Below are 22,338 nucleotides of genomic sequence, written 5' to 3'. Positions count from 1 at the left end.
TGTCCGCCATATCTCCTTCCGGCTTTTTCTCCCCAAAATAAAATTGACTATCGATATCATTTGTTAAGCGCCTTTACAAAATGCTTGCATTCAAACGCATGTTTAATATATAACCTACCTGTTACATTAAATTAACTTTTTAAGCGTTTAATGCAACAAAAAAGGGCGATGAAGAGAGAAATAGCCCGATACGCGAAATGTGTGATGGGGTCTGAGAGCCAAAGCGTGAAACCATAATGACATCGATATCACGGGGCGCTCAGTAAGGGACATGCATTTCATTTGTGTCACAAAAACTCAATTGGAAACCAAATAATGTTTAAAAAATCAAAACTGTCATGCGCGGTGGCAGGTACTCTGAGCGTTGTGGTTGCGTCACAGGCCTTTGCTCAGCAAGCGCCTGAAGAAATGGAACAGATTGAAGTCCGTGGTGTTAGGGGATCACTGTCTCAGTCTATGAACGTGAAGCGTCAGTCATCAGGTGTTGTTGATGCCATTTCGGCAGAAGACATGGGTAAATTCCCTGATACTAACCTGGCAGAATCACTTCAACGGATTACCGGTGTATCAATTAACCGTGTAAACGGTGAAGGTTCTGAAGTTACCGTGCGTGGTTTTGGTGGTAACTTCAACTTAATCACGTTAAACGGCCGTCAGATGCCGGCTGCAAACGTAGCATCAATTACCGGTAACTCAGATGACCAGGGGGCTTCCGGCTCTACCCGTTCATTCGACTTCTCTAACCTTGCCTCTGAAGGTGTAAGCGGTATTGAAGTATACAAAACCGGCCGTGCAGCAGTACCGTCAGGTGGTATCGGTGCAACAATTAACATTAACACCATTAAACCACTGTCTCAGGGTGAAAACCGCATGTCTTTCGGTGCTAAGGCAATGAAAGACGAAAGTGGTGATGGCGTAACGCCGGAACTGAGTGGTATGGGTAACTGGTCTAACGACGACAATACCCTGGGTGTAGCAGTATTTGGTTCTTATCAGGAACGTAATTCCGGTAGCCGCGTGATGAACGTGTCTCAGTATCAGCTGTTTAACTGGGATTCCACTTCACCGGGTACCTTTGGTCTGGTCGATGGTGCGAATGTGACCAACCCGCCGGAAGAAGGTCAGCTGGTAGCGATGCCAACTAACGTAGGTTACGGTGTTAACGAAAACAACCGTGAGCGTTTAAACGGTATGGTTACGTTGCAATATGCACCGTCAGATATGTTAACCATTACTGCTGATGCGACGTACGCAAGCAACACCATGGAGGCCACGTCTATCACGGACGGTGTATGGTTTGCCCGTCAGTTCACTGATATGGAGTTCGATGGTAACCCTGTTGTTGCCACACCTATCCGTTTCAGCGAAGACATCGACGGCGGTAAAGACTTTTTCTTCCAGAACCTGGCGCTGGCCGCGAAAGATGAATTGCACTCCTTCGGCTTAAATGCGAACTGGTGGGTGTCTGATGAACTAAACCTGCGCTTTGACGTTGCGTCATCAGAAGCCAAAAGTGGTGGTGACGGCCCTTCCGGTAAAAACGTTGTGCGTATGAACGTTGCCGGTGCAACTGCAGGCTGGCAGACAGTTGATATGTCTTCAGGGTTCCCGCAAGTGAGTATCGTGGTAGACGACTCCATTAAGGGTAACGATAACGGTATTTTCGATATGCCGGATGTAGGCCCTCAGGTTGCCCGCGCCATTGAATCTAATCAGAAGCAAACTGTTGATCAGGTCCGTTTTGACGGTACCTGGGATCAGGGCGCAGACGTGAAAATCGACTTTGGTGTTGGCTATATTTCAACCGAGATGAACCAGAACCGTTTCGAATCCGAAGCGCAGCTTGGTGGCTGGGGTGTCGCTGATGTAGGTAATATTCCGGAAGGTCTGCTGGAAGTCACTTGCACTGCCTGTGCGTTTGAAGACACGAATATCACTGGCGTAGCTGGTGCTGACGCCATGGCTGTTCCGGCCGGCTCATCAACTATTCCGTTGGGTAGCGTGTCGTTCAAGGGTAATGCAGTAGAGCTGGTTAACAGCATCGCGCCTATGTACGGTTACACTCTGGATACGTTCAATGCGATTTCTTCAGCTGATAACACAGTGAAAGAAGACATTCTGTCTTTATACGGTATGGCGTCAATGGACGGCGAACTGGGTGGTTTCGAGACTAACCTGGTAGTCGGTGCACGCTATGAAAAAACAGACGTCGAGTCGATTTCTTTACAAACCGTCCCACTGCAAATCAACTGGGTATCAGACAACGACTTCCGTACTGTACTGGGTGACGAAACACAGGCACTGTCGCAGAAACACTCTTATGAAGCGTTCCTGCCGAATATTGACTTCTCGATCAATCTGACTGACGATTTAAAAGCCCGTGCTTCTTACAGCATGACGCTGGCCCGTCCGGCCTACAACCAGATGTACACTGCTACCACAGTGGGTGCGCCTGGTCGTCCTACCTACCTGGGCGGACAAGGTTCCGGTAGCCGTGGTAACGCCGCGCTGGATCCGCTGGAATCCAATAACTTCGACCTGTCCTTAGAGTATTACTACGGTGATGCGTCTATGGTGTCTGTGGGTTACTACCGTAAAGACGTAGACAACTTCGTAGGTACACAGCAGGTTTCTCAAGGTCTGTTCGGTCTGCTTGACCCTACTTCCGGTGCAGCCGGTACAGTGTCTGCTGAAGCAATTGCTGAACTGGAAGCCCGTGGTGTAGAAGTGACAGAGCGTAACTTCTTTACCATGACAGCACTGTTAACCAACCCGGATAACTTCCCGGGTGGTGCTGATGAGTTCGAAGAAGGTCAGGCATTCGCTGATGCAGTATTTGCTTCAAACAACGTTGAGCCGCAAGCCGGTGACCCGGAAATGCAGTTTGAGGTGACTCAACCTGTGAACAACCAGAGTGCACGTATCTCCGGTTACGAGTTCGCATGGCAGCATTTCTTCGGCGACAGCGGCTTTGGTTACCAGGCTAACTTCACCATCGTAGACGGTGATATCGGTTACGATGTAGGTGCGAGCCCTGCTATCGAGCAGTTCGCTCTGGAAGGCTTAAGTGACAGTGCTAACCTCGTATTAATTTACGAGAAGAATGGCCTGTCTACCCGTATCGCTTACAACTGGCGTGATGCGTTCCTGGCAGAAGTTAACCGTTCTGTATCGTCACAGCGTAACCCGCTGTTCATTGATGAATACAAGCAGTTAGATTTGAACGTCAGCTACGACTTCACTGATGACTTCACCATGAGCCTTGATGTCATTAACTTACTGGAAGAAGGTCAGCGTCAGTATGGCCGTACACAAAACAACACGTTCTTTGTTCAGGAACTGGACAGACGTTTTGTACTGAGTGCCCGTTATAGCTTCTGATTGAAGTTATAACAACCGTTGAAACCGCACCTGATAGTTGAGCAGGTGCGGTTTTTTATGGATTGAAAATGAGCCTGCTACTAACTTCGTATTGACATTCAGGTGCTTCACCTATGTGATTGTGCCTGACGTTGGCTGAAAATAGGGCTGTTCTCTCGCTTGTTGCGGATTCATGGTTACCTGGCAAAGAAATATTCGTGGAGTTTTAATATGCATTACAAAGGCGAGCAGTTTGAGGGAAAACATTTTGATGAAGATCTCGAAGCTGTAAAATTCGAAAATTGCCGGTTTATCGATTGCGACTTTACCCGCGCAAAATTGTCAGGCGCAGAATTATCAGGTTGTGCCTTTACCACTTCAGACGGCGAAAAAGGTTGCAACTTTTCTTTTGCTGACATTCGCGATACCAGCTTCCGTAATTGTCGTCTGGCACTGGCCAGTTTCCGTGGTGCCGACGGATTTGGTGCTGAATTCAGAGATTGTGATTTAAAAGGTGCTGATTTCAGGCAAGCTTCTTTTGCGAACTTTATCACTACGAAGTCTTTCTTTTGCTCTGTAGTGATAACCGGTTGTAATTTGAGTTATGCGGATTTCGAAGGACAGCTGCTTGAGAAGTGCGAATTATCAGAAAACATCTGGCGCGGCGCGAACCTCAGCGGCGTGAGTATGGACGACGCAGATCTCAGCCGTGGCGATTTTTCTTCAGACCACTGGGGCACGTTCAGCTTGAAAAACTGTGATCTCCGGCATGTGGACTTACATGGACTCGACATCCGCAGAATGGATTTAACTGGCGTGAAAATTTGTGATTGGCAGCAGGAATCCCTGCTCAGTCCTCTTGGTTTAATTGTAAGCTAGGTTTTTACGTTCCCTTTTACCGGCGTTTTACTGAGAATATAAGTACCTATAGGAAGATTGCTTCTTAGCAGCTATTTCCCTGACTGAGTGATATCAATTATATAGTTCGCCAGTTTCTTAAGTAACGTACGACGCGCCCCGTTTAGTTCCAACGAGGCGTTCAGCCGGAAGCAATGATTAAATTCATCATGCAGGCTGAACAGCTTTCCGGGGGCAATCGTAATGTGCAGGCGTAATGCTTCAAAATAGATATCCATCGCATTCACGTGAGGCTGGCATTCTATCCATAAAAAATAACCGCCGTCCTGCGAGTGAATTTTAGCAACGTCCTGTAAAAGTGCTTCAAGGCAGGCCTGCATGGTTTTTTTTCTGGTTATCAGTTTCTTACGAAGTTGCTTCAAGTGCGACTCGTAGTTTTTGGAAGACAGGTAGTGAACCAGTGACAGCTGAACAGGCGCACTGGTAGCCAGTGTACTCATCAGCTGTTGTTTCTGAATGTCCAGCGACTTATGGCCGGCTGCCACCCAGCCTATGCGATAGCCTGCTACCAGTGACTTGGAAAAAGACGAACAAAGCAGGCTGTACCCGTCTTCGACAAAATGTTTAATAGGCAACGGTGGTGTCTGTCCGGCATACAATTCAGCATAAACATCATCTTCGATTAATGTTACCCCATAGGTTTTGAGTAACCTCGCAATCTGCTGCTTTTTGTCATCACTAAGTGAGTAGCCTACGGGATTCTGAAAGCTGCTCATCAGCCAGCACGCCTTCACCGGATGATTTTGAAAAGCCCGCTCGAGTGCGTCAATATCCAGCCCGTTCAGCGGCGAAACCGTTACTGTAATTGCCTTTAAGCCAAGCCGTTCCAGTGCTTGCATAGCGCCATAAAACACCGGAGATTCAATCACTACCCAGTCACCCGGCCTGGTACAGGATTGCAAACTCAGACTGAGTGCTTCAAGTGCGCCTGCCGTGATAATAATTTCATCAGGGGAAATATTCACACCCCGCGCCGCATAGCGTTTGGCAATTATTTGTCTGAGTTCAGGGTTACCCGGTGGCAGGTTATCCATCGCACTGGTCAGTGAAATTTGTTGTGCAGCTGCAACGATGGACTTATTCAGATGGTGCCTGGGATACAGAGCAGGATCGGGATAAGCAAACCCTAAGCTGAACATATGCGGGTCGCGGGATGCCTGAAGTACTTCATAAACAAAATCATTAATGCTCACCGCTTCCGCTGTTTGTACTTTGTTCTCATCAGCCGGGCGGGCTGCTGATGTAACTGTAAAGCCGGAGCGCTCATGGGAGCTGATCAAACCCTGACTTTCGAGCATCTGATAGGCATGGAGCACGGTCATCAGGCTGTAACCTGTTTGGCGGGCCTGCTTGCGCAGCGACGGAAGCTTTTCATGTTCCAGCCAGATACCCCGCTCGATCTGCTCTTTTATTTGCCCGGCTAAAATTATATATTTCGCCATTGCTTACTCCGGCCAAAGCTTCATCAGATTATAACAAGCGAATAAACGATCTGTTATAGAAAAATGTACGCTTTCTGTACCTGTTTATTGTTCCTCTGCGGGTTTACTTTTGAATCTGCCAATTAAGAGTTTCGTCCAGTCGTGGTCTGGCCCGAAATCCGCACAATGTCAAAGGGGACGTTATGAAACTGTATTTACTCTTGTTGTCTTTCTTTCTTGCTGCGCCGGCTCATGCAGGTGGAGGCACGGTATTGGGTATGATTTTCACAATTGTTTTTGTCGTCGTCATGCTGGTGCTGTACTGGATGGTCGTGGCGGAAGTGGGCGAAAAAGATAAGAGTTGAGGATAATCTGATCCTCAGAATTCCTCCGCCAGCGTCTTTTCAACTCATTACTAAACTATTCCGCTACGGGCCCGTGCTGGCGGCCGCCTGGTGTAATGATGTCTACCGGCACGCTCCGGGTTTTATAGTCAGAAACCATGTCTGTTTGCTTCATTTTTAAGATTATTGATTGCCTGAATTACTGCCGGCTGCACTTTCCCTGTCTTGCGGTCGCAGGCAGAAAACGAGCCTTGTCTTGTGGCGATAGTGAACTTGCGGATATATTCAATATTTAACATATTAGTAAAAGTGATAGTTGCTAACTGGTCTTTGTTGTAAATAAAGATAGTATGCCGCCCAATAGTTCCTCATTTAATGAGGAAAACGATGAGTTGGGTTTATCTGGTGCTGGCAGGGTTAACCGAAATTGGTTGGCCTCTGGGCCTGAAATTATCTCAAAGCGGCCAGTACAAATGGGGTGGCATCGCCATGGCGATTGCATTTATGGGGGTCAGCGGCTTTTTACTGTATCTGGCACAAAGGGATATTCCTCTGGGCACCGCGTATGCCGTATGGACCGGCATAGGCGCTGCCGGTACGTTTCTGGTGGGCGTTTTTGCCTTTGGCGACCCTACATCACTGCTGCGCTACATCGGCGTATTTTTGATCATATCCGGTGTGGTACTGCTGAAAGTAGGATGAGAAATGTGAGGTGAATATCACCTCACGACATCAACTACTCACCATGGCCGCTTCTTCTAAAATCAGTGTGCGCAGCCAGCGGTGAATAGGATCGCTGTCTACGGTCGGGTGCCACATCATGGCTTCCCGCAAGTCGGGAAAATCGAAGGGCATAGATAGAATATCAATAGGCATGAAAGTGGCCATGAGTTCAGCAAAACGGCGGGGAATAATGGCCAGTCTGCCGGTGCTGACCACTGTGGTGCACAGTGAGGTAAAGTCGTTGGTGATCACTTCTACTTTACGTTTAATGTTGCGCTCTTTAACCAGCCATGGCTCAATACTTAAAAGGCTGACACGGCCGAATCCCACCGAAGCGTGTCCCAGTGATGAGAAGATTTCCGGCGTCAGACCACCCTGCGTGTCCGGATTGTCTTTGCAGGCAATACAAACCATTTCGTCAGTGGCGAAAAAGGCGTGAGGATAACCGTCCACGGTTTCACTTTCCGGCGCAATCACAATATCAATCCCGCTTTTCACCATGGTTTCCACCTCAACGGTGAAAGGTGAAAGAAATTCGAAAGTCATGCCAGGCGCCAGCTTCTGCACTTTCGCCAGCACACCGGCAAGGAATACCTGAATAATATAATCTGACGCAACAATGCGGAAATGTCGCTGGCTGGTGGCGGGCTCCAGTTTACGTTTATTGGTAATCGAACCGCGCACAATATTCAGCATTTCTCTTACCGGTTCCTGCAGTTCCAGTGCATAAGGCGTGGGCTGCATTTTTCGGCCTATCTGCACCAGCAAATCATCATCAAAATAAAGCCGCAACCGCGATAAAATACTGCTGGTGGCCGACTGTGACAGGTGCAGCTTGTCAGCTGTTCTGGTGATATTTTGTTCTTCCAGCAGTATGTCTAGTGCTACTAATAAATTCAGATCCAGCTGTTCAAACCGCATAACGCCCTCGTTGCCTGTTTAGGTATCTATCAAATTGATGCAAACCATCTATACATTCAATTTTTTGTTTGGTCAGCGCCCATTTAACATTGTTTCTCCATTAATTTAAATATTTTTAACAATAAAAAATCGAATTTCTGTTCGGTTTGTGGAGCGGCGATGAAACTAGCCTCAATCGATAACGGTAGTCCGGATGGCCAACTGGTTGTTATCTCAAAAGATACTTCGCAAATGTGTCGTGTACACGGTTCTGCCGGCACCATGGCCGCGTGTCTGGCTGACTGGCAAAGTGTGCTTCCGGTACTTCAGGATATCAGCAACGCACTGAACAACGGCACCTGTGAACAGGCCGAGCCCGTTGCCGGTGCCTGTTTCTTAGCACCGTTACCCCGCACGTATCAGTGGCTGGATGGTTCGTTGTTTATGAATCACGGCCATTTGATGCAAAAGGCGTTTAATCTCGATCCCATCGAAGACGCCGACAAATATCCGCTGATCTACCAGGGCGCCGGCGATGCCTTCACCGGATGTAATGACACCATCGCGCTGTATAACCCTGCCCATGGCGTAGATTTCGAAGGTGAGTTTGGCGTTCTGACCACGGATGTGCCTGTTGGAGCTACGCCCGGTGAGGCCATGCAGGCCATCAAACTGGTGGTGCAACTAAATGATATCAGCTATCGCGGTCTGGCGCCCCGTGAAATGAAAACCGGCTTCGGTTTTGTGCAGGCAAAAGGCGAAACCGCTTTTGCGCCGTTCGCGGTAACGCCGGATGAGCTTGGCGACAGCTGGGCAGACGGCAGAATCCATTTAACCCTCAATATCACCCGCAACGGTGAATGGTTTGGCAACCCGTCGGGCAGTGAAATGCATTTTGGTTTCCATGAGCTGATTGCCCACGCCGCCACAGCCCGTCCTATCAAAGCCGGTACGGTGTTTGGCTCCGGTACGGTTTCCAATACAAACCCCGAAGTCGGACAGGCCTGTATTGCCGAGCTGCGCGCTAAAGAGCTGATAAGGCACGGCAAACCGCAAACCCCGTTTTTGAGTAACGGTGAAACGGTACACATGGTGTGCCGCGACAAGCAGGGCCAGCCGCTTTTCGGCGAAATCAATCAAACAGTAAAAGGAGGCTAACATGTTCAGCCCCAATGATTTTGACATCGTAGATTTGTCCGTCACGCTGGACAACAACCCCCACACCGATCCGCCGCCGCTGTTGCCAAAGATTGATTATATGGATCACCAGGAAGGTTGGCCTGAAATGGAGGCTATGTTCCCCGGCCTTACTCTCGACCAACTACCAGGCAACGAGTCCTGGGCAGCAGAACGCCTGCAAATCACCACCCACAGTGGTACGCACATGGACGCGCCATGGCACTACGCATCCACCACCGACGGCGGCAAGCCGGCTTTTGGTATTGATGAATTACCTCTCGACTGGTGTATGCGCCCGGGTGTGAAGCTGGACTTCCGCAACATGGAAGACGGCTATGTGGTGACCGCAGAAGACATCGAAGCTGAGCTGAAGCGCATTAACTATGAACTGCAACCACTGGATATCGTGGTGGTGAATACCCGCGCCGGTGCCATTTTCGGCGAGCCGGGTTACCTCGAAGCCGGTGTGGGCCTTGGCCGCGAAGCCACCATGTACCTCCTTGAAAAAGGTGTGCGGGTAGTGGGCACCGATGCCTGGAGCTGGGATGCACCCTTCAAGTATACCCGCGAACGCTTCGCTGAATCCGGCGATGCGTCAATTATCTGGGAAGGCCATAAAGCCGGCCGTGATATCGGCTACGGGCAAATGGAAAAGCTATCAAACCTTGAGTCACTTCCAGCGTCCGGATTCTGGATTTCCTGTTTCCCTTACAAAATTAAAAAGGCATCGGCGGGCTTTGTTCGTGCCGTCGCGTTCGTGCCTAAAAAGACGAATTCTTAAGAGGAGTTATCATGTTTAAGTATTTCCCCACCAACTATGTGTGGAACCTGTCAGTCGACCTCGCCATCGAAATGGGCGCCCGTATCGGTGAAATCGAAGAGATGTGTGCTCCGCTGCAGGAAGCCGCGAAGAAAAAAGACAAAGAGGGTACCGAAGCGTTCCGCAATACCTGGGCAAACATGGCAGACAAGCTGTGTGTGCTGGCCGAAGAAGACGAGCAGGCTGGCCGCATGATTTCTGCCGGCGAAAAATACATGCGCGCTTCCTCGTACCTCATCACCTGTGAGCGTTTGCAGGCCCACAATGCCCCTGGTCGTCTTGAGCTGTACAAGCGTGAACTGGAATTGTTCGAACGTGGCATGGCGCTGAAAGGGGCGAACTGTAAGCGCGTTGAAATTCCTTATGAAGGCAAACATCTGTCCGGACTTTACGTGAAAGCGAAAAATGTAGATGGCCCGGCACCGCTGTTAATTCAGGTAAACGGCCTGGATTCCACCAAAGAAATGAAGTACCTCGTTGGCTTGCCACAATGGCTGGCAGACCGGGGCGTGTCGTCACTGGTACTGGATCAGCCGGGTACGGGCGAAGCGTTACGCCTGCAAAACATTAACGCCCGTTTCGACAGCGAACACTGGGCATCACCGGTGGTTGACTGGCTGGAGCAGCATCCTGAAGTAGACAACAGCCGCATTGGTATGGAAGGGGTGTCGTTAGGGGGCTATTACTGCCCGCGCGCGGTGGCGAACGAGCCGCGCCTGGCACTGGGTGTGTGCTGGGGTGCAAACCACGACTGGCGTGACGTTCAGAAGCGTCGCCTGGAAAAAGAAGGCGACTTCCCGGTACCACACTATTGGAATCATGTGTGCTGGGTATGGGGCGCAAAAGACATCGACGAGTTCATGACCATTGCTGAAAACGTGTGTCTGGACGGGGAAGTAGAAAAAATCAAAGTGCCTTTCCTGGTCACCCACGGTTCGAAAGACTCACAAATCCCGCTTAAGTGGGCAGAGCGCACCTACGAGCAACTGGTAAACAGCCCTAAGCGTGAGCTGAAAGTGTTTACCGAACGTGAAGGCGGTGTACAGCACTCCAGCTTCGACAACAGCATCAACGCCGGTCACTACATTGCTGACTGGGTAGCGGAAACGTTCAACGCCCGCACATCGATTGAAGGATAAAATCATGAATATTATTGGACCGGATTTATTGATTTTTGGTGTTGATGATGTGGAAGCCTGTAAACAGTTTGCGCTGGATTACGGTTTAACGCAGGCATCTGAACACCGCTTCGTTGCCCTTGATGGCACGGGTATTGAGATTTACAGCAAAGACGACAGCAGTTTGCCTGCGCCGCTGGAAACGGGGTCAAGTATCCGCAAAACCATTTACGGCGTGGCAGATACCGCAACCGTGGATGCCATTTACGACGAACTGTCGAAAGACCGTGAAGTAAAACGTCTGGATGACGGCAGTATTGAAGCTGTGGATGACATGGGTTTTGTGCTGGGCTTCCAGGTCACTATGCGCAAGCCGCTGGATATGCCAGCAGAGAAAATTAATGCACCGGGTGCACCTGCACAGCGTCCGGCCAATGAAATTGGTGTATCGAAAGACTTTACGCCGGAGCCGCGCACTCTGTCTCACGTGGTGTATTTCGTGCCAGATTACAAAAAAGCCGAAGCGTTCTACGCAGAACGTCTGGGCTTTATCACCACCGACCGCTTTAGTCATGTGGGTCCTTTCATGCGTCCTGCAGGCACTACCGATCACCATACGCTGTTCTTCCTGAACACGCCGCCGCAAATGAAAGGTATTGAACACTTTACCTTCCACATGTCTGGCCCGACTGCGGTGGTGCAGGCCGGTAACCGCATGGTGGAAAAAGGTTACCAGAGCTTCTGGGGGCCGGGCCGTCACATCTTCGGTTCTAACTGGTTCTGGTACTTCAAGAGCCCGTTTGGCTGCAACATGGAATTCGATGCTGACATGGATCTCCATGACGACAACTGGGATGCCCGCGAAGCCTTGCCGGGTGCGGATAACTCGCAGGTGTTCCTGCTGCAGTACCGCGAAAAGTGGGCACCAATGGGCCCGCCGCCACCAAAAGGCTGATTGTGATGAACCAAGGTGTCCTGCTCTGCAAATTAGATGAACTACCCGACAATAGTTCCCGGGGTTTTTTGCCTGATACCCGGGGTCAGGACACCGTTTTTATTGTGCGCCGTGGCAGCAAGCTGTATGGCTACAGCGATATTTGTCCGCACTATGGCGATACCGCCTTACCCTGGAAGAAAGATGTTTATCTGGATGCCGGTGGTGACTACATCGTTTGTGCGGCGCATGGCGCGTTATTTACACCCGACACCGGAGAGTGTGTGAAAGGGCCGTGCAGAGGCGAGTTTTTAACCCCTCTGAACATCACGGTGACCGCTGAACAGGATGTCGTTTTACTCTGTGAATCACGAGGAAAAGAACAATGAGCGCATGCGTAAATAAAGTATTGATTATTGGTGGTGGCTTCTCAGGTATGTCTGCCGCTATCGAAATGAGTAAGCGTGGTATACAGGTTGATCTTGTAGAGATTGATAAAAACTGGCGCACCGACGGTGCCGGGATCAGCATTGGCGGCGCCACCATAAGAGCACTGCGTCAAATCGGTGTGCTGGATGAATTTAAAGCGCAGGGTGCTACCCACGCCGGTTTGGATGTTCATGCGCCCGACGGTACTCATCTGGCGCATATTCCTGCGCCGCCAGTGGCGGGCAACGAAGCACCCTGTGAAGGTGCCATTATGCGCCCGGTGCTGGCCAAAATTCTGGCAGCTAAAACCCGTGAATGCGATGTGAATGTGCGCTTAGGCATTACGTTTGAAAACATCAACGACAAAGGCGACAGCGTAGAAGTGACCTTTACCGACGGCACCAGCGGTGAATACGATCTGGTGGTTGGTTCAGACGGCCTGATGTCATCGGTAAGAACCACATTGTTCCCTGATGCACCCAAGCCATCTTACATCGGCCAGGGTGTATGGCGTGCAGTTTTGCCCCGTATTCCTGAAATTGAAAACATTCACATGTGGATGGGTAAGAATGTGAAAGTGGGTGTGAACCCCATGTCGAAAGACGAAATGTACATGTTCATTACCGAAAACCGGGCGGACAACGAGTTTATTGAACCGGCTACTTTCAAAGAGCGCTTTATTGCGTTGCTGGAGTCTTTCCCGGCCCCGGTTGTACAGCAAATGAAAGGCATGCTGCATGACAAGTCGATGATTCACTACCGTCCGCTGGAAAGCATGTTGATGCGTGCACCCTGGTATTCAAACCGCGTAGTGTTAATCGGTGATACCGTGCATGCGACCACGCCGCACCTGGCATCCGGTGCCTGTATCGGACTTGAAGATGCCATTGTATTGGCAGAAGAACTGGATGACAAAGCCACGTTGTCTCAGGCATTAAGCGCATTCCAGACCCGTCGGTGGGAGCGTTGTCGCCTTGTGGTTGAAAACTCCGGTCGCCTTGCTGAAATCGAAATTGAGGGCGGTGACAAAATGGAGCACGCCGGCATTATGCGTGATTCTGCCATTGCGATGGCGCAGCCGCTTTAAGCACTATTCAGCGATAAAAAAAGGTGCGCTTTGTATCAGCGCACCTTGATCATTGCGGGTAAAAATTCGCTTAACAGAACTCGTAACTCACATTAGCGAATACCATTCTTGGTCTGGCATAGGCGACTTCTGCATAGCCACTGCCTGAACCTAAAGACGAGTTACCAGACACGCGGTAAATCTCATCGGTGGCGTTGTTAATGCCCAGTGCTGCTTTCCAGTCTATATCCGGCGATTCGATAACTACCGAAATATCAACCAATGTTGAAGAAGTGGAATATTGAACAAATCCCGGGCCTTCATCGATTTCCTCGCAGATACCTGTAACGCTATCTAACGATTTTCTCCATACAATGTATCCAAAAGACTAATTTTCGCACTGTGTTAATCAATTGTATATTGAGTGTAAGTTTCGGGTTGGACCGGAACGCCTTATACACTAATTGAACAGAGAATAATAAAAACGTTACGCAGGAGATGGTTATGAATCAGTCTTTTCGTCGTGCAAGAGAATACACATCGCAGGTCGTGCGCGATCCTATTCCTTATTGTTATATGGCCGGTATCGCCGCATTACTCATGGTTGACCGTTTCGTGTCAATTGGTGGATACTGAGGACGTTCAGGCTGTTTTTGAAACAGCCTGAACGTCCTGGCGGAGTCATTTTTCGTCAGTAATATCTTCTTCTGAATATTGTTGTCTGCACAACGGGCCAGGACACTAAATAGCGCCTTTACGAGGCTATTGGTATGTCCGGACAGACGCTTGCTTTTGATTTATCTGTCAATGATTCACCTGAAACATCCCGCCTGTTCTTCAGTCACATTTGCGTTACGCTGATGGCGATATAATTGTATTACATCGGTACTTTTTTTTCCGGCGGGAATCTATTTTCTCAATAGCTCATATTGATAAACTGGGCTTCTGGATAGAATGAGTAAAGATTATGTTAACGGTAATCTATGATCTTTCCATAAGAATTTGCTATGTACAGAATTTTACTTCTAAGCTTATTGCTTTTAACCGTCCTCATTTTTCAACCCGCAACTGCAGCAACAGAACACCCTAATATTATTGTCATCATGGCTGATGATGTAAGTAGCAAGGTCGGCGCTTTTGGTGACAGTATCGCGCAGACTCCCAACTTAGATAAATTAGCTGCTGGGGGTATCCGCTATACGAATTTCTTCACCGTTGCCGGTGTTTGTGCCCCCAGCCGGGCTGCTCATATTACAGGTATGTATCCAATATCTTTCGGCGCGCAACATATGCGCACGGAGGATAAAAATTACCGGGCTGTGCCCCCTCCTCATGTTAAAGCATATCCTGAGTTGCTCAGACGTGCCGGATATGCGACAGCGAATGTGGCAAAGCGTGACTATCAGTTTGGCGAACCTTTTAGTATCTGGGATGTGGACGTAAATGGCTTCATGGATGAGCCGGATTTAGCGGTTTGGAGAAAGCTGCCTTCCGGGAAGCCGTTTTTCGCAATGATCAATCTGCTCTCAACCCACGAAAGCAGGCTGGCTCCAAGGAAGACACAGGAAACTATTGAAGGTCCTCACGCAGGATTCTTAAAAGCAATGGGGGGGTGGGTTAGCCAGAATGTACAGGAGGTGACGCAATCAAAAGATGTCACTGTGCCTCCTTATTTGCCTGATACGCCTAAAGTGCGTGACTCTGTAACGCAAATGTATGATCTGATCCATTACATGGATGCTCAGGTGGGTAGTATCATAAGCAATCTCGAAGAAGACAGTCTGCTGGAAAATACGATTATACTCTGGACCACTGACAACGGTGATGGTTTCCCGCGTGCCAAAAGAGCCGTACTGGACTCAGGTATTAAGTTACCTATGATATTAAGGTTTCCTGACGGCGTTAGCGCGAATACTGTCGACAGCCGGTTGGTATCAATGGTCGATATTGCACCTGCCGTATTGACCATGGCCGGAGTAGAGGTACCCGATTACATGCAGGGGAGAAACTTTCTGAGTAATCAGAGGGACTATATCTATGCAGCAAGAGACCGGATGGATCAGGTTGAAGACAAAGTCCGGGCTGTCAGGAATAAACGGTATAAGTTAATCCGTAACTACTTAGCTGATAAACCTTATTTCCGCCCGCTTCCTTTCCGTGACTGGTTTCCGGCTATGCAGGAATTAAATGAACGTCATCAGGCTGGGTTGCTGACACCTCTTCAGGAGTCCTATTTCTCGGCTCCGAGGGCTGAAATTGAACTGTACGACACATTGAACGACCCGCATGAAATCAATAACATCGCTGGTCAGCCAGATGTCCGGGAGATCCAAAGTGAGCTGGAGTCTGCACTGGATAATTGGATGGATGTTGTTGATGACGGCAAGTACGAATCGGAAGACATGTTAATTAATGCAATGTGGCCCGGCGGTAATCAACCACAAACTTCAGCTCCGGTTATTAAACTTGAAGAAGTTAGCGGAAATAAGAAAAAAGTGATTCTGAGCAGTCAGACCGAAGGTGCGTCGATCACTTATTCTACCGACCCTGAACAAAAACACTGGCACCTGTATACTGGTCACCTTGTTATTGATGATGAGAGTCACTTGTCAGCAAAAGCAATAAGATACGGTTTTGCAGAAAGTGCTATCAGTACACAGGTAAAAAATTAACTACGCCCGTCAAGCTGCAAAACATCCATATCCTGTTCGATGGCGTTGGATATATGGGCGTGCATGGCATTGCGTGCCCTGGACGGATCGCGGAGTTTCAGTGCATTGAGGATTCTACGGTGTTCATCTACATACGGGTGAACGCCTAAATCCCGTACCCGCTGGTGGAATGTGGAACTGAGCACTGACTGGTTTCGCAATCCCCACAGCCACTTCACGTAAGATTCCAGTGCACTGTTGTCGGTCGCTGCTGCGATGGTGCAATGGAAAAGTTCATCAGCCTGCTCTTTGGCTTTCTCACTGGATTTGGTGTCTTCCATAATGCGAAGGGCGTTTTCCAGTACCGCAAGCTGTTCTTTGCTTATTCTGGCGGCAGCAAGACTAACCGCTTCAGGCTCTACCAGAAGGCGGGCTTCCAGTACTTCGAAGGGACCGGGTACATCATCCAGCTTTCCGGCATCCAGTTCATTCAGCGGCAAAGCATAAATGCCAGACCCGGTGCGAATTTCCACCAGGCCGGCAATTTCAAGGGCAATCATCGCTTCACGAATAGTGGGGCGGCTCACTTCAAACCGTACCGCCAGATCACGCTCTGAGGGTAAACGCTCGCCCGGTTTGATATTTCCGCTGCGGATCTGACTTTCTATTTGTGTGGCGACTTCGATATAAAGTCTGCGTACTTTTACCGCTTCTACTTTCATGGCCTGATTCTGATTTTCTGTCTGCTTAACCGTAAAAGCATAGGGAGACAGGTAAATTAGTCAAGCCAATTTTATTCATCAGTTAACGCGGAACTTGTGCATTTTCGATTGCAGTACCTCGTTGTTTTGTTTGAGCTTCTCTGACAGCTTATTCAGTTCCTGCGCCAATGTATGTTCATGAGCAGCGGCATCCTGTACGCCAAGGATATTTTCAGCTATCTGACGGGCAGTAACCGACTGTTCTTCGGTGGCTGCCGACATAGTGTTAGCAAGCTGTTCCACGTTGCCGGCACCCTGTTTCACTTCTTCTGCTGCCTGTTCGCCCTGAGCTGTGACATTCAGGGATTCCATGGCACGCTCATTATTACTGCTGATCCCACTGATAACCGTATTACTCACATTCGTGAGATTTTCCAGTAAGTCTGAAATCTTATCCGTCGAAGCCCGGCTGGCAGTAGCGAGTTGTCTTACTTCATCGGCGACCACGGCAAAACCGCGGCCGTGTTCGCCTGCCCGTGCGGCTTCGATGGCTGCGTTTAAAGCCAGTAAGTTGGTTTGCTCAGACAAGGTGTTAATGGTATTTAGAATCGTACTGATTTCAGACACCTGCTGACCCATGGTTTGTGCCTCGGCAGCCACGCTGTCCATGTCTTTGGTTAACGTCTGCATGGCGACTTTAATTTCCCGGTTTGCGGTCAGAGAGCGTTCTGAAATACCTTTCAATGACTGGCTGGCTTCCAGTGTTTTCATTGTTGAGCGGGCTATCTCTTCGCTGGTGGTTGCCATTTCTTCTATCGCAGAAGAAATCGTCATGGCTTTGCCGGATGTCTCGTCAGCGTCTTTTAATACCACAGAAGTCGACTTATATAAGTCGTCACTGATGCGGTTTGAAATACTCACTGACTCTTTCACGCTTTGCAGTAAATCCCGCAATGTGTGAATGGTCTTATCGATGTAGCCGGAAATCTGCCCCAGTTCGTTATCGTCCGGCAATCGTATATTGACTGTCAGATCGCCATTGCCGGATACCTTGTCAAGGTTGGTTGAAAGGCTGCGTAACTGCTGGCGCAACAGAGAAATCATAAAGAAATAGAGCAGGCCAATGACCAGCACGACAACCAGTGAAAACCCGATTATCAACATGAGCTGGCTGTTAGCCATATCGCTATTGCTGATGGCCATACTGTTGATACGCTGCCATTGCTTGTCCAGCTGTTGCTTGACCTGACCGATTTGCCGTGTGGAGGCCTGAAACCAGTCAGCCGGAGCCGGCAAAATAGAAAAATTAACGGGGTCAGATTGCAAGGCGTCCACCACGCTTTTCATTAATCCGGCGTCTGCAGAGTCTGCTACCTGCTTAAATGCTGAAAGGTCATTCCCGCTGAGCAAATTATTTAATTGCTTTGTGATGTACCCAATATCCTGCTCGTAGGCCGAAATTTCATTAAGGGCGGCAGGATTTACGGCGCGTTTAGCAAGCAGGCCATTCACTTTGCCCCGTACCTGTCCAAGCCGCTCTTTTAGCCACGCATATTGAATCGCATAAGTAAGCTCTGTCGCCGCTTCGCTGCTATGAATATTCAGGGTGAGGTTTGAGGCTGCATCCAGAGCAGATTTATTCAGCTTACTGTAAAAGCTGAAAGCATTTTTACCATTGCCGGCATCCACTTCTTTTCTGATCGCTGGCTTAGCTTTCAAGGTTTCCTGCAACAAAGCGACTTTTCGCGACACATTGAAGCTTTCCGGCCACTGGCCGGATAACAGTGCCATAAGTTGTTGTTCTGCAGCGTCAGCTTTAATGCGCTGAGCATCCACTTTCGCTTTTGCCTCATCACTGCCTGAACCCAGGAAGCCTGCTGTTAGTCCCCGTTCAACGGCATGATGATGGGCCACTTTTTCCAGCCGGTCGAGCAACTGGATGAGAGCCGTATCGTCACCGGCACCTGAGCGCTGTGCGAGGGTATAACTCACATCTTTACCAACCAGGAAAAAAGCAAAGACAAACAATAGTGCGGCACTGATCAGCGTGAGCTGAACCAGAGAAAATCGATGTAACCAATTCAAGTTGCGTTCCTCGCATTTCAATTGAGAAAGTAAAGCGGAGCAATACAACACGATTTGCTTGATGGATTTTTAAGCAAAGTATAGTAAGACTGCGAAAAACAGCGAGTTCCGGTGACGGATTAACAACATTTTTGACAGACAAAGAAAGGAATCGTCAGAAACACGCCTGATGCCCGCCATTGGGCAAAGCCGCAGTGCTCCTTGTAAAAAAATAAAATGTCTTTGTCAGGGCATGCTACTGAGAACAAATTGTCGACTTTAGTATTAGAGACTTCGTGGCAAATATCAATGTGATAAAGCAATTAAGATGATTTTAATTTCTAATTAGAAATAATTGTTATTTCGTGGCTAGTGTCGCAGTTTATCCTCAGCTGTTCCTGTAACAATAATGAGCATTCCTCAGAAAAGTGGCAGTTATAGCTGCCACTGTACTTCGATACCAGCTACTCTGGGAGAAGAGAGTGGAGCATAATAAGTTTCATCAAAACCCAACATGAAATTTTGATAGGCTTGCCCTGCTGCGTACCGTCTGTCAGTTAAGTTTTCCACGAACAGACGGACTTGCCATTCCCTGGTTTGGTACCCGAGAGCTGCGTCAAGCAATGACGTGCCGGGCCTGAAAATCGCATTGTCGGTGGTTAATGCCGTTCTTCCCAGATAGCGCCACTGTGCGCGCAAATACCACCCGTTGTCCCATTCGTATTTCGCTGTAAGTGAAGTATCCCATTCCGGAATCATTTTGACTCTGTTTCCGGCGTAGCTGACGCTGTCAGAGTAATTATTGCTGTCATATTCTGAATGTGTATAGCCAGCACCAGCACGTAGCGAAAAATGAGTATCTGGCTGCCACATAAGTTCAGCTTCTACTCCCTGGCTTGTGATAGCAGCATTTGAACTGATAAGTACTGTAGATAGCACTGTGCCGTCCGGGGCGGTAAGTAAACTCACTTCCTGCCAGGATGAAGCATCGATAGAGAACAATGCGCCGGTGAAAAATAAGTTCAGTGAAGAAATGTTGTTTTTATAACCAATTTCATATGACCACAGTGTTTCATTTTCATAGGGCCCGTACTGCGAGGCTATCTCATCCCCTTTGTCGGCTGCAACTAAGTTATACCCGCCGGGTAAGTAGCCCCTCGAAGCAGAAATATAAATATTTTGGCTGCTATCCGGTTGCCAGGAAAGTGCTACCTGAGGTAGCCAAACATCGCTTTTCTTTTCAGCATCAAGTTCGGCATAGTTCAATGCCAGAGAGCCGAGTGTCAGCGAACCGGCCCGTTGAGATACCCGGGCATCCGAATTTTCGTAACGTAATCCCGCATGCAAACTCATGCTATTCGTGAGCGGATACCTGGTATAACCAAACACTGCCATGTTTTTCAGTGAAGAAGACTGTGCGGGGGCTTCCTGATAATCAGAAATACTACCGCTACCAGCCAGGGTGAATAAATTTTGCGTTCTGTGTTGTTCATAGTACGCCGCTCCGGAAAACCATGTTGCACCGTTTGTCAGTTCTTCGGATATCTGAAATTCAGCATTTAAAAAATCACGCTCTACTTTATTTCCGCCTGCAGCGAAAGGCGCTAAGGTGAGATCCAGGTCATTACCAAATCCCAGCTCATTGGCCTCGCGGTAGGCAATGGTGCCATTTAACGTGTAATTCCCGAAATCCCCCTTGTAAGACGCACCTGCACTCCACTCATCTTCGTCAGTGTTTTTGGGAGCATCATGTAATAAAGTGTATTCACCGGCCAGTTTGTTATTGTTGTACAAGGCAGAGAAGGTTTCGTTGTAAGTTGTGGTATCTAGAGGCGCAAATTCCTGTTCGTAAAGGCCCGGAGACTGGTTGTCAGTGACCATAATATTGATGTTAATCTCGCCATGATCTGATGGCAGAAACATGCGACTTCTGCTGTAGATGCGTAAGTTATCAATGTGTCCTTTTTCGTTGTTTGTAGCACCTTCATTCTTAACATAACTGTCACCATTTTGTACCTCGACTTCCAACGAAGAGAAAAAGTCACTGAAAACTTCACCAGACACTGTCACTCCGCCCTTGTAAGCCTGGCCGTTTGAAAAATGCTCAACGTCGCTGAAAAGAGAAATCTGCAAATCGCTGGATGGTGTCGCGGTATTGATAACAATTATTCCTGCGTCTGCATTCGCGCCATATAACGCTGATTGAGGTCCTTTCAGCACTTCGATTTGTTGAGCTTGTCGTATGTTTAAGTTGTCTGGCTCGCGATAGGGAATGCCATCAATATAAACTGCAGCGCGGTTAACAACAAAAGGGTTAGACTCAATGCCGCGGATAGAAATATAGCTGCCACCTATCTGACCGATTTGAGAGATTGAAACATTCGGTAGCAGTTCGTCGATATCCCTTAGTTGTGAGATACCGCTCTGCAGAATAGTTTCTTTGTCTATGACCGAGACAGAAGCAGGTGTATCAAGCAGCGATTGTTGCTGCCTGGTTCCCTTTATAACTATATTCTCGTAGTTCTGATTCTCCTGAGCGATCGCGACAGATTTAAAGAGCGCAATGGGAATGACTCCAAACAAAATGAACTTAGACACATCATTATTCCTTTTAATTAACTGCGAATAATTATCAATCCTGTTTTGGTGCCGTATCAACGCAGAGTTCATCCGGGATCTGGCATAGTTGTTCCTGTTTTGGGCAAAAGCTGGATGGAAAATTCGCAGGGAGGGAAGCCGAAGTGTTTACTAAATCTGGTACTGAAATGGTTGTTGCTGTAGCCGACCAGGTAAGCCGTTTCCGAAACACTTCTGCCATCACGAAGAAACTGCAGTGCCTGTTCCATTCTTGTGCGGAATAGTGCTTCTTTGATTGTTATTCCAAAAGCGTCTTTAAAGTGACCACTTAGCGCCCTGGTGCTCATTCCCACGTGGGTAGCTATAGAGGCTATTGTGAGAGGCTTGGAATATTCTTTGTTGATGAGTGTTTTTGCACTGGCGAGCTTGGTCATCAAGTGTGATGGTTTGGGGACATTTTGATTGTTCAGCTCTTTGATAATAAGTGCAATGAGGTTAAGCGCTCTGGCTTGCATCGCGATGTCAAAGCTATTCTGATCGTTCCAGTATTGAGTGCTGCCACATAGTGAGTAAATCAGTTCATGAGCAGATGCAAAGGTATGAAAGCTCAGGTTGTCAGTACTAATTAGTGGCAGCAAACTATTGGTAATAACTTTGGAATCGTAAAGCGTTTTAAAATCAATATGGAGTCCACAGGATAAATGCTCTCCGGATTTAATGTGCGTTTGAAATGGAGCAACACTGTCTTTTGGAACGACTAATAGCGTTAAAACAGGCCCTTTACAATTTACCTCAATATGGTTCGCGTAACGCGTCTTCAGAGTTGAGATGCCTGCGCCGAGATGGATACCGGGAGGAGGAGACGTAAAATAGTGCTTGTCTTCATCAAGAACATGCCTTGATACCCAAAATTGACCAAGAGATGTATCACAACTATCGAAGTAGCTGTTTGCATTGGCTACTTCGTTATTTATCGCTTCTAAAGCCGGGGTCCTTTTTTGCAATGATGAGTCAAAACGTTCCATTCAGATGCCTTTATGGTTTCAAAAATCCCTGAATTGTATATTAATGCAAATGAGATTTATTTGCATTAAGGTGGGTCGTTATTTTATTCTCCGGACGAGCTTTGCAGA

Annotated in this window: 19 protein-coding genes; 12 read left to right on the top strand and 7 right to left on the bottom strand. The window is 48.4% G+C overall.

Annotated features, from left to right (window positions below):
- The first annotated feature begins 315 nt into the window (after window positions 1-315).
- Both ACXAG2_RS10305 and ACXAG2_RS10300 read left to right on the top strand, forming a co-directional pair.
- A complete protein-coding gene (locus ACXAG2_RS10305; RefSeq protein ID WP_474866632.1) occupies window positions 316-3,381 on the top strand; it encodes a TonB-dependent receptor in 3,066 nt (1,021 codons plus the stop codon).
- Between the two features lie 210 nt (window positions 3,382-3,591).
- Window positions 3,592-4,239, top strand: a complete 648-nt coding sequence (locus ACXAG2_RS10300; RefSeq protein WP_474866629.1) for a Qnr family pentapeptide repeat protein — start codon at window positions 3,592-3,594, stop codon at window positions 4,237-4,239.
- A gap of 71 nt (window positions 4,240-4,310) precedes the next feature.
- Here ACXAG2_RS10300 and ACXAG2_RS10295 read toward each other — a convergent pair whose 3' ends face one another.
- The gene (locus tag ACXAG2_RS10295) at window positions 4,311-5,720 is read right to left on the bottom strand and encodes an aminotransferase-like domain-containing protein (protein ID WP_474866626.1); all 1,410 of its coding nucleotides are present in this window, start codon (window positions 5,718-5,720) and stop codon (window positions 4,311-4,313) included.
- Between the two features lie 182 nt (window positions 5,721-5,902).
- Here ACXAG2_RS10295 and ACXAG2_RS10290 point away from each other — a divergent pair, with 182 nt between their 5' ends.
- Entirely contained in the window at window positions 5,903-6,064 is a 162-nt protein-coding gene (locus tag ACXAG2_RS10290) for a hypothetical protein (protein ID WP_474843954.1), read from the top strand.
- 366 nt (window positions 6,065-6,430) lie between these two features.
- Window positions 6,431-6,745: a DMT family transporter gene (locus tag ACXAG2_RS10285; protein WP_070125969.1), complete on the top strand. Its 315-nt coding sequence runs from the start codon at window positions 6,431-6,433 to the stop codon at window positions 6,743-6,745.
- Between the two features lie 30 nt (window positions 6,746-6,775).
- On the opposite strand, the gene ACXAG2_RS10280 is transcribed toward ACXAG2_RS10285, so the two are convergent.
- On the bottom strand, window positions 6,776-7,687 hold the full coding sequence (locus ACXAG2_RS10280; RefSeq protein ID WP_474866623.1) for a LysR substrate-binding domain-containing protein: 912 nt from the start codon (window positions 7,685-7,687) through the stop codon (window positions 6,776-6,778).
- A gap of 159 nt (window positions 7,688-7,846) precedes the next feature.
- Here ACXAG2_RS10280 and ACXAG2_RS10275 point away from each other — a divergent pair, with 159 nt between their 5' ends.
- The 6 genes from ACXAG2_RS10275 to ACXAG2_RS10250 are packed head-to-tail and all read left to right on the top strand — an operon-like array spanning window position 7,847 to window position 13,233.
- A complete protein-coding gene (locus tag ACXAG2_RS10275; protein WP_474866621.1) occupies window positions 7,847-8,824 on the top strand; it encodes a fumarylacetoacetate hydrolase family protein in 978 nt (325 codons plus the stop codon).
- 1 nt (window position 8,825) lies between these two features.
- Window positions 8,826-9,626 carry a cyclase family protein gene (locus tag ACXAG2_RS10270; RefSeq protein WP_070125966.1) on the top strand — a complete coding sequence of 267 codons (801 nt, stop codon included), beginning with the start codon at window positions 8,826-8,828 and terminating at the stop codon, window positions 9,624-9,626.
- Between the two features lie 11 nt (window positions 9,627-9,637).
- Complete coding sequence (locus ACXAG2_RS10265) at window positions 9,638-10,804, top strand: alpha/beta hydrolase family protein (RefSeq protein ID WP_303573374.1); 1,167 nt, start codon at window positions 9,638-9,640, stop codon at window positions 10,802-10,804.
- 4 nt (window positions 10,805-10,808) lie between these two features.
- The gene (locus ACXAG2_RS10260) at window positions 10,809-11,738 is read left to right on the top strand and encodes a VOC family protein (RefSeq protein ID WP_474849229.1); all 930 of its coding nucleotides are present in this window, start codon (window positions 10,809-10,811) and stop codon (window positions 11,736-11,738) included.
- Between the two features lie 5 nt (window positions 11,739-11,743).
- Window positions 11,744-12,106 carry a Rieske (2Fe-2S) protein gene (locus ACXAG2_RS10255; protein ID WP_474849227.1) on the top strand — a complete coding sequence of 121 codons (363 nt, stop codon included), beginning with the start codon at window positions 11,744-11,746 and terminating at the stop codon, window positions 12,104-12,106.
- Window positions 12,103-13,233 (top strand): FAD-dependent oxidoreductase, encoded by a 1,131-nt coding sequence (locus ACXAG2_RS10250; RefSeq protein WP_474849224.1) that lies wholly within the window; start codon window positions 12,103-12,105, stop codon window positions 13,231-13,233. The genes ACXAG2_RS10255 and ACXAG2_RS10250 overlap by 4 nt, the downstream gene beginning before the upstream one ends.
- A gap of 70 nt (window positions 13,234-13,303) precedes the next feature.
- Here the strand turns inward: ACXAG2_RS10250 and ACXAG2_RS10245 are convergent, their stop codons facing one another.
- Window positions 13,304-13,495: a hypothetical protein gene (locus tag ACXAG2_RS10245; protein WP_474866619.1), complete on the bottom strand. Its 192-nt coding sequence runs from the start codon at window positions 13,493-13,495 to the stop codon at window positions 13,304-13,306.
- A gap of 221 nt (window positions 13,496-13,716) precedes the next feature.
- Here ACXAG2_RS10245 and ACXAG2_RS10240 point away from each other — a divergent pair, with 221 nt between their 5' ends.
- Complete coding sequence (locus ACXAG2_RS10240) at window positions 13,717-13,848, top strand: hypothetical protein (RefSeq protein ID WP_269748657.1); 132 nt, start codon at window positions 13,717-13,719, stop codon at window positions 13,846-13,848.
- Between the two features lie 371 nt (window positions 13,849-14,219).
- Window positions 14,220-15,884, top strand: coding sequence for a sulfatase family protein (locus tag ACXAG2_RS10235; RefSeq protein ID WP_474866617.1), 1,665 nt, complete (start codon window positions 14,220-14,222; stop codon window positions 15,882-15,884).
- Here ACXAG2_RS10235 and ACXAG2_RS10230 read toward each other — a convergent pair.
- From ACXAG2_RS10230 to ACXAG2_RS10215, 4 genes are all read right to left on the bottom strand, one after another.
- Window positions 15,881-16,585 (bottom strand): FadR/GntR family transcriptional regulator, encoded by a 705-nt coding sequence (locus ACXAG2_RS10230; protein ID WP_474866615.1) that lies wholly within the window; start codon window positions 16,583-16,585, stop codon window positions 15,881-15,883. The genes ACXAG2_RS10235 and ACXAG2_RS10230 overlap by 4 nt on opposite strands.
- 78 nt (window positions 16,586-16,663) lie before the next feature.
- Window positions 16,664-18,649 carry a methyl-accepting chemotaxis protein gene (locus ACXAG2_RS10225; protein ID WP_474866612.1) on the bottom strand — a complete coding sequence of 662 codons (1,986 nt, stop codon included), beginning with the start codon at window positions 18,647-18,649 and terminating at the stop codon, window positions 16,664-16,666.
- A gap of 414 nt (window positions 18,650-19,063) precedes the next feature.
- Window positions 19,064-21,226, bottom strand: coding sequence for a TonB-dependent receptor (locus ACXAG2_RS10220; protein WP_474866609.1), 2,163 nt, complete (start codon window positions 21,224-21,226; stop codon window positions 19,064-19,066).
- Between the two features lie 68 nt (window positions 21,227-21,294).
- The gene (locus ACXAG2_RS10215; RefSeq protein WP_474866606.1) at window positions 21,295-22,230 is read right to left on the bottom strand and encodes an AraC family transcriptional regulator; all 936 of its coding nucleotides are present in this window, start codon (window positions 22,228-22,230) and stop codon (window positions 21,295-21,297) included.
- Window positions 22,231-22,338 lie beyond the last annotated feature (108 nt).

This window comes from Alteromonas sp. ABH4_456, assembly GCF_056160645.1.
This window is presented reverse-complemented; position numbering and strand designations above follow the sequence as displayed.

Bases quoted from the DNA above. Each gene is read 5' to 3' on its own strand.
- ACXAG2_RS10305 (WP_474866632.1), top strand. From the start codon at position 316: ATGTTTAAAAAATCAAAACTGTCATGCGCGGTGGCAGGTACTCTGAGC.
- ACXAG2_RS10300 (WP_474866629.1), top strand. From the start codon at position 3,592: ATGCATTACAAAGGCGAGCAGTTTGAGGGAAAACATTTTGATGAAGAT.
- ACXAG2_RS10295 (WP_474866626.1), bottom strand. From the start codon at position 5,720: ATGGCGAAATATATAATTTTAGCCGGGCAAATAAAAGAGCAGATCGAG.
- ACXAG2_RS10290 (WP_474843954.1), top strand. From the start codon at position 5,903: ATGAAACTGTATTTACTCTTGTTGTCTTTCTTTCTTGCTGCGCCGGCT.
- ACXAG2_RS10285 (WP_070125969.1), top strand. From the start codon at position 6,431: ATGAGTTGGGTTTATCTGGTGCTGGCAGGGTTAACCGAAATTGGTTGG.
- ACXAG2_RS10280 (WP_474866623.1), bottom strand. From the start codon at position 7,687: ATGCGGTTTGAACAGCTGGATCTGAATTTATTAGTAGCACTAGACATA.
- ACXAG2_RS10275 (WP_474866621.1), top strand. From the start codon at position 7,847: ATGAAACTAGCCTCAATCGATAACGGTAGTCCGGATGGCCAACTGGTT.
- ACXAG2_RS10270 (WP_070125966.1), top strand. From the start codon at position 8,826: ATGTTCAGCCCCAATGATTTTGACATCGTAGATTTGTCCGTCACGCTG.
- ACXAG2_RS10265 (WP_303573374.1), top strand. From the start codon at position 9,638: ATGTTTAAGTATTTCCCCACCAACTATGTGTGGAACCTGTCAGTCGAC.
- ACXAG2_RS10260 (WP_474849229.1), top strand. From the start codon at position 10,809: ATGAATATTATTGGACCGGATTTATTGATTTTTGGTGTTGATGATGTG.
- ACXAG2_RS10255 (WP_474849227.1), top strand. From the start codon at position 11,744: ATGAACCAAGGTGTCCTGCTCTGCAAATTAGATGAACTACCCGACAAT.
- ACXAG2_RS10250 (WP_474849224.1), top strand. From the start codon at position 12,103: ATGAGCGCATGCGTAAATAAAGTATTGATTATTGGTGGTGGCTTCTCA.
- ACXAG2_RS10240 (WP_269748657.1), top strand. From the start codon at position 13,717: ATGAATCAGTCTTTTCGTCGTGCAAGAGAATACACATCGCAGGTCGTG.
- ACXAG2_RS10235 (WP_474866617.1), top strand. From the start codon at position 14,220: ATGTACAGAATTTTACTTCTAAGCTTATTGCTTTTAACCGTCCTCATT.
- ACXAG2_RS10230 (WP_474866615.1), bottom strand. From the start codon at position 16,585: ATGAAAGTAGAAGCGGTAAAAGTACGCAGACTTTATATCGAAGTCGCC.
- ACXAG2_RS10215 (WP_474866606.1), bottom strand. From the start codon at position 22,230: ATGGAACGTTTTGACTCATCATTGCAAAAAAGGACCCCGGCTTTAGAA.